This window comes from Rhodococcus sp. HM1 (assembly GCF_023218075.1).
In the GTDB taxonomy this organism is placed as follows: Bacteria; Actinomycetota; Actinomycetes; order Mycobacteriales; family Mycobacteriaceae; genus Rhodococcus.
In genome coordinates, this window is sequence record NZ_JALPTB010000075.1 from 14,148 (window position 1) to 28,178 (window position 14,031).

At 63.5% G+C, this 14,031-nt stretch carries 11 protein-coding genes; 8 read left to right on the forward strand and 3 right to left on the reverse strand.

From position 1 onward, the window contains the following. Window positions 1–230: 230 nt before the first annotated feature. The 7 genes from M1M07_RS27295 (at window position 231) to M1M07_RS27325 (ending at window position 7,720) form a co-directional block, all read left to right on the forward strand. Window positions 231–1,355 carry a substrate-binding domain-containing protein gene (locus M1M07_RS27295; protein WP_248676187.1) on the forward strand — a complete coding sequence of 375 codons (1,125 nt, stop codon included), beginning with the start codon at window positions 231–233 and terminating at the stop codon, window positions 1,353–1,355. Between the two features lie 58 nt (window positions 1,356–1,413). After that, complete coding sequence (locus M1M07_RS27300) at window positions 1,414–3,954, forward strand: ATP-binding cassette domain-containing protein (RefSeq protein WP_248676196.1); 2,541 nt, start codon at window positions 1,414–1,416, stop codon at window positions 3,952–3,954. A gap of 2 nt (window positions 3,955–3,956) precedes the next feature. Continuing rightward, the gene (locus M1M07_RS27305) at window positions 3,957–4,973 is read left to right on the forward strand and encodes an ABC transporter permease (RefSeq protein WP_248676188.1); all 1,017 of its coding nucleotides are present in this window, start codon (window positions 3,957–3,959) and stop codon (window positions 4,971–4,973) included. Then, window positions 4,970–5,821 (forward strand): mycofactocin-coupled SDR family oxidoreductase, encoded by an 852-nt coding sequence (locus tag M1M07_RS27310; RefSeq protein WP_248676189.1) that lies wholly within the window; start codon window positions 4,970–4,972, stop codon window positions 5,819–5,821. The genes M1M07_RS27305 and M1M07_RS27310 overlap by 4 nt, the downstream gene beginning before the upstream one ends. Before the next feature lie 44 nt (window positions 5,822–5,865). Continuing rightward, window positions 5,866–6,216, forward strand: a complete 351-nt coding sequence (locus tag M1M07_RS27315) for an EthD family reductase (protein WP_248676190.1) — start codon at window positions 5,866–5,868, stop codon at window positions 6,214–6,216. A 45-nt stretch (window positions 6,217–6,261) separates the two neighbouring features. Beyond that, window positions 6,262–7,122: an LLM class F420-dependent oxidoreductase gene (locus tag M1M07_RS27320; protein ID WP_248676191.1), complete on the forward strand. Its 861-nt coding sequence runs from the start codon at window positions 6,262–6,264 to the stop codon at window positions 7,120–7,122. Between the two features lie 88 nt (window positions 7,123–7,210). Further along, window positions 7,211–7,720 (forward strand): nuclear transport factor 2 family protein, encoded by a 510-nt coding sequence (locus tag M1M07_RS27325; RefSeq protein WP_248676192.1) that lies wholly within the window; start codon window positions 7,211–7,213, stop codon window positions 7,718–7,720. Window positions 7,721–7,950: 230 nt separating this feature from the next. On the opposite strand, the gene M1M07_RS27330 is transcribed toward M1M07_RS27325, so the two are convergent. The 3 genes from M1M07_RS27330 to M1M07_RS27340 all read right to left on the reverse strand — a co-directional run bounded on the left by M1M07_RS27330 (window position 7,951) and on the right by M1M07_RS27340 (window position 12,146). Further along, on the reverse strand, window positions 7,951–9,234 hold the full coding sequence (locus M1M07_RS27330; RefSeq protein ID WP_248676193.1) for a nitrate/nitrite transporter: 1,284 nt from the start codon (window positions 9,232–9,234) through the stop codon (window positions 7,951–7,953). 291 nt (window positions 9,235–9,525) lie between these two features. Beyond that, complete coding sequence (locus tag M1M07_RS27335; RefSeq protein ID WP_308200866.1) at window positions 9,526–10,986, reverse strand: aldehyde dehydrogenase family protein; 1,461 nt, start codon at window positions 10,984–10,986, stop codon at window positions 9,526–9,528. Window positions 10,987–11,303: 317 nt separating this feature from the next. Then, window positions 11,304–12,146: a mycofactocin-coupled SDR family oxidoreductase gene (locus M1M07_RS27340; RefSeq protein WP_248676197.1), complete on the reverse strand. Its 843-nt coding sequence runs from the start codon at window positions 12,144–12,146 to the stop codon at window positions 11,304–11,306. 1,259 nt (window positions 12,147–13,405) lie between these two features. Between M1M07_RS27340 and M1M07_RS27345 the strand changes: the two genes are divergently transcribed. After that, window positions 13,406–13,768, forward strand: a complete 363-nt coding sequence (locus M1M07_RS27345; protein WP_248676195.1) for a LuxR C-terminal-related transcriptional regulator — start codon at window positions 13,406–13,408, stop codon at window positions 13,766–13,768. The last annotated feature ends 263 nt before the right edge of the window (window positions 13,769–14,031 follow it).

Below are 14,031 nucleotides of genomic sequence, written 5' to 3' on the forward strand. Positions count from 1 at the left end.
CCCCGCCTCAAACGTACAAGCGTTTGTATGCACAGTATCGGGCGGTGACGGGCATCACGTCAACCCCGATGGCTCTCCATCCCGAAAAGCCCATTCGAGACATCGAAAATCACCCAGGGTCTTGACGTACATCACCGATTAGCGGAGAGTGTGCCCTACGCCACATACGAGCAAACGTTCGTATGTGTTCGCCCCCACTTCTTCTGTGATCAACCCAGTAAGGAACTGCAATGAACGCTTCGACCTGCCGCCGCGCGGTGCTCGCCACCGTCGCTCTTGGCGCAGCCCTCACTGTTGCGGCGTGTACGGCCAGCGCTCCGGCCGAATCGGGAAGAGGAGCCACGGGATCGACCAGTAACGGCGAAGACCCCCTGCCGATCGACCAGCTATGTGGGGACCGTCCGATCAAAGTGGCTCACGTTGCGGGATTCGGTGCCAACTCGTGGCGAAAGATCACTCAAGCCGAACTGGTCGACGAGCTGTCCGCATGCCCGAACGTCAGCGTCGAGTACACGCAGGCCGACAGCGACCTGCAAAAGTACATCACGGCCATCAACTCTTATACCGCAAAGGGATTCGACGCGATCGTCACATACGACGACTTCGGCAGCCAGGCCCTCAACGCATTGAAGAACGCTCACGACGCAGGCGTAGTCGTCGTTCCTTACATCGCCGATCCGGGCGGCTCCGTCGGCGTCGACTACGACGGCTACGTCCAGTACGACTTCGACACCGAAGGCGACACCATGGCCAAGTGGCTGAACGACCAACTCGAGCCGGGCGGCAAGATCCTGTTCAGCGGTGGCCTGCCCGGCGGCAGTCCGTCGACCGTCGCCCTGTGGGACGGGCTGATGGAGACGGCCAGCGAACTAGGAAACCCGTTCTCGCCCCTGACCAATGAGCCTCAGCCATCGAACTGGGATGCTGCATACGAGCAGCGCGCGATGGCCGGAGCCCTGACCAAGTACCCCGAGATCGACGCATTGGTCTCGGATTACGGAGTCGCGTCCAAAGGCGGCGTTCGCGCCTTCGTCAATGCCGGCCGTCCGATCCCGCCACTGGCAACGTCGGCGACAGACAACGAACTCGGTTGCATGTGGCTTCAGTACCACGAGAGCAACCCGGATTTTCACCTGTTGACACTCGACGGCACCACCACCGTCGTCCGTATCGCCGCCCGCAAAGCGCTCGCGGCGGTCAACGGACTACCCGACAACGAACCGGAACAGTTCGAACTGCCCACCTTCATCGACACCCGTAACGGCAAGCTCCCGACTTGTCGTGAGGACCTGCCTCCGGACGCCGATCTGTCTTCGGCCCTCTCCCCCGATCAGCTGCAGGCCGTCTTCCAGTAACACACGGCGAACATGACCATGAGGAGTCCCTGTGACCATCACACCTCCAGACGACGTGATGTCCGAGACTGACACACAAATTCAGGCAGGTCCCGCCGATCCCCATCGGGACCAGAACATCGTGCTTCGACTCGATTCCGTCGACAAGAAGTATCCAGGCGTGCACGCCATCAAGGCAGTATCCCTCAAAGTCCGACGAGGCGAAGTGCATGCGCTGGTCGGACAGAACGGTGCCGGCAAGTCGACCTTGGTCGGTATCGCAGCAGGATCGGTCACCGCGGACTCCGGCACGGTGGAGATCGGCGGCGCTCGCGCCACTCATCCGACACCGCAGTGGTGCCGTGAGCAGGGCCTGGCCATCGTCTATCAGGAACCGGCCCTGCTCCCCGACCTGACGGTGGCAGAGAACATGCGGCTGAGCATGCCCGAACACCTGCGTCCGGCGGTCAAGGACCAGATCAGCTGGGCGAACCAGGTACTCGCCCGATGGAGCAACGTCGCATCCATCGACCCGACCACACCGGTTCGAGAGCTGCAACCCGATGCGCGGTTCGTCGTCGAAATTGCCAAAGCCTTGGCGGAAGAGCCCAAGGTGATCGTCCTCGACGAACCCACCGAACACCTCCTACCCGCTGCCGTCACCGAGCTGTTCCGATTGATCTCCGAGCTCATCGACGCAGGTGGCGCCGTCGTCTACATCTCGCACCGCCTCAACGAGGTCAAGCAGATCGCGCACACCGTCTCGGTCCTGCGCGACGGCGCCCTGGTCGGGACCTTCGCCGGTGACAGCGTCACCGAGCAGGACGTCGTCAACCTGGTTGTCGGACGCGAACTCACCCGAACCTTCACCCGCGAAACCACGCGCCTGGTCCCGCTCGGGGCCACCCTGCTGGAGGTCACCGACTTCGCCGGGGATCACTTCTCGGACGTCGACTTCTCGGTGCGCACCGGAGAGATCATCGGGTTCGCCGGCGTCGAGGGTCAAGGCCAGCGCGCGGTCCTGCGAGCCCTGGGGGGACTGGTCTCGAACCGGGGAACGGTCACCCTCAATGGAAGGGTGGTGAAGACGGCGAGTCCGACCGACGCTCTCGACGGAGGAATCGCTTATCTGACCCATGACCGGCACAACGAAGGCATTCTGCCCGGATTGAGCTTGCGGGAGAACGCATCCCTGTCAGCACTGGGTCGGATCTCGCGACTCGGCGTCATCCGTGGACATCGCGAACGCAAGGTCACGTCCGAGACATTTGCCTCGATGCGGGTCAAGGCCCCCTCGTCCGAGGTCGACATCGCCACTCTGTCGGGCGGCAACCAGCAGAAGGTGGTCCTCAGCCGGGTGCTGATGACCGAATCCGAGGTGATTCTCGCGGACGAGCCCACTCAAGGCGTCGACATCGGTGCCCGAGAAGAGATCTACGCGATCCTGCGCGAGGCTGCCGCCCGCGGGGCGGCGATCATCGTCCTATCCTCCTCCGCCGCCGAACTCGAACAGCTCTGCGACCGTGTCATCGTGTTCTCAAGAGGAACCATCGCCAAGGAACTCTCCGGCGAGGATCTCTCCGAGCACGGCATCGCCCAGGCGGTCCTGAGTGCAACGAGCACTCGCAGCCGCGTCGAGGCCACCCTGCGCAAGATCACCCTCGGCCGACGAATCGCCCGCAACGATCTTGCCCCCGCAGCGATCCTCGCAATAGCGACGATCCTGCTGGCACTCGTCGCGATCAACCAGAGCGACTTCTACCTGACCACACGCAATTTCGGTCTGATACTTCCACTGCTCGCGACGCTGATGTTCTTCGCGATGGCGCAACAGGTCGTCATGATGATCGGCGGCATCGACCTGTCCGTCGGCCCTTTGGCAGGCCTACTCGTGGTGGTGGGATCGTTCGTGCTGTCGGCTTACCGGTCGCCCGTCGGAATGGTGCTCGGCCTGATCGTGCTGATCGTCGTCGCCGCAGTCGTCGGTGCGGTGAACTGGACACTGGCGGTCGTGGTGAAAATCAACCCCCTCATCGCCACCTTGGTCACATACACCGCCATCCAGGGCGTCGCATACCTCCTGCGTCCATTGCCCGACGGCACCATCGACCCGATCTTCCTCTCCTACGTCAGCAACAAGCTCGGATTCATCCCGGTCATGGTGATCCTGGCCGTGGTCGTCGCGATCGTTCTTGAGGTGGCGATGTACCGGACGATCTTCGGGATCCGCCTGCGCGCCACCGGGTCCGCACACGACACTGCAGATCGAGTCGGTGTGCGCACCAAGCGGATCGCTCTCGCCGCCTACGTCGGCTGCTCGATCCTGGTCGTTCCTGCCGCGCTCCTGCTCATGGCGCAGGCCGGAACCGGCAACGCCAGCATCGGTGACAGCTACACCCTCGCCAGCATCGGTGCCGCGGTCCTCGGGGGCGCCTCCATCTTCGGCGGACGAGGTTCGTTCATCGGGGCCTGCTTCGGTGCTGTGCTGGTCATCCAGATCAACACCGTCGTCCAGTTCCTCGATCTGCCGCTGTACTGGCAGCAATGGCTCCTCGGTGGACTGACCATCGCCGCAGCCGCCCTGTACTCGCGCACCCGCACACTCACCGAGCGGAGTTGACCGTGACGACAACGCCCACCTCCACCCCCTCCGGGGTCGAATCCGCGACCCGACGCCGCTGGTCCTTCTCTTGGACCGCGACCAGTTCGGTCGTCGTCATCACCGTCGCGCTGTTCTTGTTCAGCTGGATGATCGCACCCGGCAGTGTCTCCGGCAGCGCGATCGACTCCCTGCTGCCGTTCGCGGGCATCCTTGCAATCGCGGCGATCGGTCAGACCATCGTGGTGATGCTCAAGGGCATCGACCTGTCGCTGCCCGGCATGATGACGCTTGCTGCTCTGGTCAGCAGCCAGTACGCGCAGGATCACGGCAGTATTGTCGGTGCACTGGCAATCGTCGCCGGTATCGCCATCATCGTCGGTCTGGTCAATGGGATCGTCGTGTCCGCGTTCTCGGTGACTCCGCTGGTCGCCACGCTCGCTGTCAACGCCGTTCTGATGGGCGCGGCTCTCGCCTACTCCGGTGGCACGCCCACCCGGGCTCCAAAGAGTGTCTCCGACTTCGCACTGGAGAAGACCCTCGGGGTGTCGAACACCGTGTGGCTAGCGATTCTGCTCGTCGCCGTCACCGTGTTCGCCACCGGCTACACGACGTGGGGTCGCCGGGTGATGGCGGTCGGTTCGAACGAACGGACCGCGTGCGCTGCCAGCGTCCACACCGGCCGGATCAAGATCAGCGGTTACGTCGCCGCAGCCCTGTGTTACAGCGGCGCCGGTGTCCTTCTCGCCGGGTACGTCAGCACGCCCAGCACCAACGCGGGCACCAGCTACTTGCTGCCGGCTATCGCGGCGGTCGTTGTCGGCGGTACCGCACTCACCGGTGGACGCGGCAACATCATCGGCTCTGCCGTCGGCGCGCTGTTCCTGAGCCAGCTGACCCAGCTCGTCCTGTCGCTCGGTGCCCCGTCCTCCACCCAGTTCCTCGTCCAGGCTGCCGTCATCGCGATCGCAGTCGGTGTGCAGCAACTGGACCTGCGCCAGCTCATTCACCGGATGATTCCCAGAAAGGATCCTTCATGACGAACAACGGCCAGAGACTCAACGGCAAGGTTGCATTCGTGACCGGCGCCGCTCGCGGCCAGGGCCGGTCTCATGCCCTGACCCTGGCAGGCGAGGGTGCGGATCTCATCCTTCTCGACTCGGTTTGTCCGATTGAGCACGTGGACTACGCAATGCCCACTTCCGCGGATCTCAAGGAGACCGCACGGTTGGTCGAAGAGCGCGGCCGTAAGGCGGTCCTCATCGAGGCCGACGTGCGCGACGAGGCGATGATCCCGGCAGTCGCCGACGCCGCAAACGCTCTGGGACGTCTCGATATCGTCGTTGCCAATGCCGGCGTGCTGGGTGCCGCCAAACCGTCGTGGGAACTCACCCGCGCGGAGTGGGACACTCTGATCGACATCAATCTCACGGGTGTCTGGCAGACGTTCAAGGCGGCGCTACCGCACATCATCAGCGGTGGCCGCGGTGGTTCGATCATCGCAATCAGTTCGATCGCGGGCATCCGGGGCGTGCCGCACGTCGCGCATTACACCGCGGCCAAGCATGCTCTGGTCGGTTTGGTCGGCTCCATTGCGAACGAGGTGGCCTCCCACAACATCCGAGCGAACACCGTGCACCCGACCAATGTGCGTACCGACATGATCGACAATCCGACAGCCGCCAGGATCTTCCGCCCCGATCTCGAGCACCCGAACCTCGACGACGGCGTCGAGGTGCTCGGACGGATCAACCTACTGCCTGTGCCGTGGGTCGACAGCACCGACATCTCCGAGGCCGTGCTGTGGCTGGCGTCGGACGAGTCCCGGTACGTCACCGGGACCGCACTGCCGGTCGACGCAGGCATGCTCGCGAAGTACCCCGGCTGACCTCAACACATCCGCAAAGCCCCTCACCTCGAAGGAGAGAACCCATGGCACACAACGGTGGACCTGTCCGCACCATCGCCCTGATCGGTCGCAAGCCCGGCATGTCTTTCGCAGAGTTCGACGAGTACTGGCGTGAGAAGCACGCACCGTTGGCCGCTCAGGTTCCCGGTGTCATCCGCTACGTGCAGCGCCATGTCGTCCCGCAGGACGGCGCGAGCGAACCCGACAACGGATTCGGCATCGACGGTCTCGCCGTCCTGGACTACGAGAGCGCCGAGGCCATGGACGCCGGGTGGGCTTCCGAGGCCGGCCAGGCCGCCCTCGCCGACGTGGAGAACTTCATCGGCAAGCACTTCGTCGTCGTTCTCGACGATTACGTCGTCATCGGCGACTGAAGCCAACCAGAACCCCAAGCAGTCAGTGAACCGAGGTATCCGATCATGGATGTGGGCGTAGTCTACTTTTTCACCGACCGAGGACCGAGCCCTGTCGAGTTCGGGCAGGCCGCCGAGTCCTACGGCTTCGAGTCGCTCTTCGTACCCGAGCACACGCACTTTCCGGCATCCCGCAGGACCGACTACCCCGTCGCCTACGGCGGTCCGGACCTGCCCGAGTTCTACCTGCGGACCTACGATCAGATCGTCACGATGACCATGATCGCTGCCCACACACAGACCATCATGCTCGGGACCGGGGTGTGCCTGCTCGCACAGCACGATCCGATCGCCAAGGCCAAGCAGATCGCGACCCTCGATCATCTCTCCGGCGGCCGCGTCATCTGCGGTGTGGGAATGGGATGGAATGTCGAGGAGGCCGAGGCGCACGGGGTGGTGTGGAAGCAGCGTTACTCCACCGTGCGGGACAAACTCAAGGTGATGCAGGCACTGTGGACGCAGGACGAGGCCAGCTTCGACGGTGTCCGCGCGTCACTCGCCCCGTCGTGGGCATGGCCGAAACCTGTGCAGAAGAAGGGGCCACGCATCTACCTCGGTGGCGCCGGACCCACCACGATGAGGCACGCGGCCGAATGGGCGGATACCTGGTACGTGGTGCCACCCGCAGACGATCCGACGCTGTCACGCAGCGTTGCCCAGTTCCGCCGCGTAGTCGAGGAAAGCGGCCGCGACCCCGAGTCGGTCGGGATCGCCGTCGCCTCCGCTCCACCGGATCCGGGGATCCTCGACGGCTATCGCGAATTGGGCATCGAGCGGACGGTGCTGTGGGTGGACCCCGCCGACGATCCCGGCGAGGGAATGCGCAACCTCGAGACGGTCTCGAAGGTTCTCCCCCAGATCGCCTGACTGCACTGCACTTCTCCCTTTTCACGTCGGCGGGTCTGGATCCCGGGCCGCCGGTGTGAATGGACACGACCGAAGGACACACAACACCATGACCACCACTGAAGACGTGACTGTCGCAGAACTCGCGCAGCGGCTCAGCCGACTCGAGGACATCCGCGCGATCGAGCAGCTCAAGTACCGGTACGCCGGCTACTGTGACAACGGCTACGACCCCGAGGGAATCGCGAGCCTCTTCGCCGAGGACGGCCGCTGGGTCGTCGACGGCGAGGGCGGCTCGATGACCGGGCACGAAGAGATCAAGGCACACTTTCGTGCACTGTCCGAGAAGATCACCTGGGCGTTGCACTACATGATCGCTCCGCGAATCGAACTTGCCGCAGACGGTCAGAGCGCGACCGGCTACTTCTACCTGTTGTGCCTGTGCACCATCGAGAGCAGCGAGGACAGCTCCAAGAAGGACCCGGTCATCCTGACCATCAACTACACCGACCAGTTCGTCAAACGTGACGGCGCCTGGTACTTCCAGGAGCTGCTCGGCAAGACCCACCAGGTCTCGAACTGGGACCAGGGGTGGGTCAAGCAGCCCTTCCGGGACTGACCGGCGCTGTGACTCTCTAAGGTGGGCCCCGCCACGACGCGGGGCCCACCCGTCTGTCTACAGAAATCGCGGCACCCGGATTCACACGGTCATTGCGCCGCATCCCGATCCGGTACCGAGCCCGAGAAACACTGGAGTCGAACAACACAACGCCACCGGGCGGGAAGCCGGCGTCGTGATGACAGCGCAACTCCCCACCCGGTGATGGGAGGAGATGTAGAAGGAGACGATCAGAGCCGAGATCGGCGCGCACACTCGATACTGAGGACGCCGACAACGCCGATGGTGACGATTGCCCAAGTGGCGCTGCCCGTCGCATCGATGATCAAGCCGAGAACCGGAGCGGCCAGGACAGCGCCGACGTTGCTTACGGTGACAATGAGTCCACTGGTTTGGTAGTTGGCCTGTGGCTGGGACAGCTCCGCCGCCCACGCCCAGTACGTCCCGCCGTACAGTGACGCCGCGAGAAACATCACGCAGAGGTATACCGTGAGCGTCCCCGACGGCACACCGGGCAGGATGATCACCATGGCACCGGCCAGACCCGCGCCGATCATGTTCGTCTGGAAGCGCTCACCGCGGAACAGCCGGTCCGACATCAGGCCGCCGATCGGGGCGGCGACCAGTTTGAACATGAAGGTCAATCCGATCATCGCGGATGCCTCGAGGAGTGACAGGCCACGATCCTGCTCGAGAAACAACGGCAGGGCGTAGGCGAGGCCGTACAGCGTCACTGCCGTACCCGCTCCGTACAGCGAAGCCCACCACACACGCGAGCTGCGCAGTGCCTCTGCGAGCGAAGCCGGCTTGGCCAGCGCATCGAAACGCGTCGAGTGAGGACGCTGCGTCCCCCGCGGATCGGCGACGAGCGCATCCATCGACGCCACGCCCGGACGCATCTTGTGGAAGTCCTTGACAGTCAGCACGAACAACGCACCACAGAGAATGCTCGGCACAACGGTCAGCCACGCGGACGCCGTCTCCCAGGACATTCCAGTGTCGAGCAGCAGCGGACCTGCGAAGGACGTGATGGAGAACCCGACGCCGAGGAATCCCATCAAGAGGCCGGTGGCGAACCCGCGGCGGTTCTTCGGGAACCACAGCGAGGCATGGGTGGCGAGGGAAGCATTCATGACTCCGCCGCAACAGCCGAGCAACACCCGCAGTACGAACAGACCTGCATATGACTGCCCGATGACCGGGATCAATGCTCCGGCAACGACGTTGAAAAGTAGTCCGATGACGACGATCTTCTTCACACCGATTCGGGACGCCCACCTGCCGGCGAACACCGGAACAACACAGAATGTCACCATGGACGCCGTTGTCAGCAACGACAGCTGGGTCGCGCTGATTCCCCAGTCGTCCTGGATGACGGTACCGAACACCGCGACAGTGTTGAGTCCGATAAAGCAGGTCATGAAGCACAACAGGCTGACGAGCAGAACCCACCAGCTATAGGTGGGGGTCCGTGTGTAAATAGCGCGGGAATCGGGGACTGTGGTCACAGTCATGTCGGGATCCTTGTCGAAGAGGGCGCGGGACGAGCCGCTGAGGAGTCGGGATCCGCTCCGCCCGAAGTGACTTCGTGGCGAGGCGGAGCGAGGTAAGGGTGATGTTCCGGAATCGAGCGGTGACACCCCACGCTGGGCAAACGTACGTTAGTTTCCTTGCCTGTGAGTGTCAACCGTCACATCGGCAGGGTGAATGAGACGTGCCGGCGTCTGAGGTTTCCGTCAGCCAAGACGATGCCCGGCCAGATGATTCCGGCCGGGCATCGTTACAACTGGCGACGGACGATCCCGTCAGGCAAGAGAAATTGTTACCGCCTTGCTCTGCAGGTAGCCGTCGAGCGCCTCGCCGCCCATCTCCTTACCCCACCCGGACTGCTTGAATCCACCGAACGGCAATGCGGCATCGAAGACGTTGTAGCAATTCACCCACACCGCGCCGGCATTGACCGTTTCGGCGAAGCGGTGTGCGCGTCCGACGTCCCTGGTCCACACGCCGGCGGCGAGTCCGAAGGTCGTGTCGTTCGCCCGGCGCAGCACCTCCGCCTCGTCGTCGAACGGCATCAGCGACACCACGGGGCCGAAGATCTCCTCGCGCGCTACGGTCATATCGTCGTTAACGCCGCCGAGGACGGTCGGCTCGAGGTAGTAACCCGGCTCGCGGGTCGTGGCACCACCGGCAATGACCTCTGCACCTTCACCGATTGCACCGTCGACGAAGCCCTTAACCTTCTCCCGATGCTGAGCCGAGATCAACGGCCCGACCAGGACGCCACGCTCGGCACTGGGACCGATCGCGATCTCCGGCACGCGCGCCGCGATGCGGGCCTGAACCTCGTCGAGGATTCCACGCTGTACGTACAGTCGAGAGCCGGCCGTGCAAGCCTCGCCCTGCGCGTAGAGAACAGCGCCGAGGACGCCGTCGATCGCGACGTCGAGGTCGGCGTCGTCGTACACGACGTTCGGGGACTTGCCTCCCAACTCGAGCGTCATTTTGCTCAGATTGGCTGCCGCGGCGACGACGATTCGCTTACCGGTCTCGACCGATCCGGTGAATGCAACCTTGTCGACCTGCGGGTGTCCGGCCAGTGGAGCGCCGGCGTCGGCACCGGTTCCGGTGATCACGTTTATCACGCCGTCCGGCACGCCGGCTTCGACCGCGAGTTCAGCGATACGCAGTGGCGCCAGCGAGGCGAGTTCGGCGGGCTTGAGCACGACGGTGCAGCCCGCAGCGAGGGCAGGAGCAAGTTTCCAGACCGTCGCAAGAGCTGCACCGTTCCACGGAATAATCTGTGCGACAACACCAACGGGTTGGCGTCGAGTGTACGAGAGGTAGTCACTCGGGTTTTGACGCGACAGCGGAATGGTGCGCCCTTCGAGCTTGGTCGCCCACCCGGCCATGTAGCGAAGCAGATCGGACATGTTCGGCAGGTCGATGTCGCGAATGAAGGCGAACGGCTTGCCACAGTCCTGAGTGTCGATCAGCGCAATCTCGTCTGCATTCGCCTCGATCAGATCCGCGAAACGATGGAGGATGCGAGCACGCGCCTCGGACGGCAGACGGCGCCAGGGGCCGTCGTCGAAGGCTCGGCGCGCGGCCTGGACGGCGAGATCGACGTCCTTCGGGCTTCCGGCGGCCAGTTCGGCAAGCTTCTCACCGGTGGACGGGTTGAAGGTGTCGACCGTGCCACCCTCGATCGGGTCCACCCACTTGCCATCGATCAATAGCTGGTGGCGACTAGGAGTCTCGGACATCATTTTCTCCTTCAGGTTGAGCTGCCTGCCCGGCAACGAAAAACGTTCGCAGCCGGGATCAGACGACGAAAATTTCGTCAGAGGCACTTGTGCGAAACCACGCGGTGGGGGCCATGCCACCGGCAGACGAACAATTTTTCATCGAATACCGACCGCGAGTCAGACGACTCCACCGGCGCGTGAACCGCCTGACCTGCCAACCGCCCGCGGTCGCCCTCCGGTGATGGACAACCGCGGGCAGCTCAATACAAGTGGTGTCAGGGCCGTGATCGGACCCAGCCGTGCACCACAGAGCATCACTCGGGGTGATGCTCGAGTCAGCCGCCGACCTTTTGGCTTGCGCCACCGTCGATCGGCAGATTGATCCCCGTGACATACCGCGACTCGTCCGATGCCAGGAAGATCACCGCGTTCGTGACGTCGACCGGCTCGACGTACGGCAGGTCAGGAAGAGAATGCATCGTGGCGAATGCACCCTTGGCGTCTTCGAGAGTCGGCTTCTCGAGATCCGGCCGGAAGAGTCCGTAGAAGGTGTCGTTCTGGAGCAGCTTGGTGTTGACGTTCGTCGGATGGACGGCGTTGACACGGATGTGCTGCGGTCCGAGTTCATTGGCGAGCGTGTGCATCAGGCCGACCAGTCCGTGTTTCGCAGCGACGTAGTGGCCCACGTTCGGGTAGCCACCCAGACTCGAGGTCGAGCCGGTGAAGATGACCGATCCACCTTCTCCACGCTCGACGATGCTCGGCACCGCAGCTTTGACGGTGTGCCACACACCGGTGAGGTTGGTGTCGATCATGTCGTTCCACTGCTCCTCGGTCAGGTCCAGGACCTTGTTTGCCGAGATGACGCCCGCGTTGGCGACCACGATGTCGATGCGCCCGAGCTCGGCGAGACCGTCGGCCACCGCAGCCTGCATCTGCGCGAGATCACGCACGTCTGCCTGGGCGATCACCACTCGGCGCCCCAGCTCTTCGACCAGTCGGGCCGTCTCCTTCAGGTCGTCGAGCATCGCCATCGGGTACGGCACGCTGCCGATCTGGCCCGCGATGTCGATTGCGATGATGTCGGCGCCCTCTTTTGCCAGTCCCAGTGCATGCGAGCGACCCTGGCCGCGAGCGGCCCCGGTGATCAGGGCGACCTTGCCCTCCAAGCGGCTCATTGCGTTTCCCATCTCTCTCATGTTTACCGCCGATGCGACGGATCTACTTACAAACGTACGAGCGTTTGTTTCCTGAATTGTGATCTGCACGACAGGGAATGTCAACAGCAGCCTCCGCCATATCGCGATCAGGCCGATATACAGGTATTTCAGGGGCGCCGAGCCTGTCGCGTCGCCCACTCACACCACGATCGCTCCCTCCCTCCGCGCCTCTACGGTGTTCGGGCGTGTTCCCTCTGTGAATGAGTAGGCGAGCGCGGTCGCAGGGGAGCGCGGTGGTCTGGAGCAATACCAAGGAACGCGCGTTCAGCACCCTCACCCGTGACGCCATTGCACCGAACACGCCGCCATTCTCGACGCCGTCGAAACCGCGATTCCGACGCCGCCACCGCCGCAAGGTTTTGCGGAGTTGGATCGGCAGCGATGGCCTCGGCCAGCGAGGTCATCATGTTCGTCTTCGGGGATCGGTCCCTCGTGCGCGATGTTGTGCCGATGGACGATCCCGAGCTGCCGTCACCGCAGGCGGAACAAACTCGACATCGACCACACCCCGACCCCTAGCCCTCCACCGAGCAGCCGTCCAACTGATCGAACGCGTCCGCGCGCTCAACCATGACGGCACCACTCGCGGAGGGACATGCCCCATAGCAGAAGCGATTACCACTCCGCTGCGACTGGTGGCCTACAAGCTCTCCCGCGTCGATTGGACCGGACCCTCCTCACCGAACGCAAGATCCACGGCCGACAGCACCGCGGCGAAACCACAGCACATGTGGCACCCCGGCTGGCCAAGGCTTACCCGCAGCGCCTGCGCCGCCATGCGGCAACGCAGAAGTCTCCGGCGTCCGACAAGCATCGGCGAGCTGTGCGGGATCAACTCGCAGCAGAACTCTCGGCGACAAGAAGCACGCCGGCGCCGAGTCTTTGCGAGAGGTCGGATCGCGCCCCGAATGGCCCCCCCGACCCCGTGGGAATAGACGCTGGACATTTTCTGCACTTGGTGCCATATTCGAGGAACTACGGAGGTGTCGCAGCACTACCGACCCCGGCCGGTTGTTGGCATTTCCCTCAATACGGGTCAGTCCGAGCCCGCCGGTCGGCCAAGGGATACTGGAGCAAGGATGGAAGCAAGCTCGACCACAATCCCATCCAACAGACATATACAATCAAAACCTATGAGCTGCAATCGATTACACGAGTATAGCCAATCGATCCGGCGACTCTTGGCAGAGACCCAGTGCCTATTGGAGACGGAGCCGGTGGATGAGTTCCAAGTTCTTCGGTGCCGCGACCTCCTCGAACAGGCAACGGTGTTAGCAGCGGAAGCGTCGATGCCGAGTCACCAGGACGAGCAGGTACATCGTCTCACCCCTCGCGAGCAGGAGGTTGCCGCAGCTCTCAGCACCGGGCAGTCGAACTACGAGATCGCCGCCGACCTCTTCATCTCCGTCAATACTGTCCGGTTTCATATCCGGAACATCCTTCGCAAGCTGGACGCAAAGAACCGCAGCGAAGTCGCGGCGATTGTCAGCCGAGGGAGAACACACGTGCCGCCCAATTGGTCCAGTATCTGGCACCTACAGCGGCGGGAACCCCCTTACCTGCTCCCCCGCGCTGTGTAGACAGAGCCAGCGGCAATGGATCCACCGCGCGGGCGGTACGTGCGTGAGCGCACAAGTTGTTACCCTCTGCACGAGCGGACAAGTCGTGTCCGCTGCCTGCGCGCAATGCGTGCACGCGTTGTTCCTGCCATAGAAGTGTCAAGTCCCGAGTTTTGTTGAGGCTGAGCGTGTGTTCAGTTCTCAGGCCGCAGAAGCGGCTGGCGGTTGTGCGTAGTGGGCGGTCTCGACCTCGGCCGGAGTCCGATAGTCGAGCATGCCGTGGA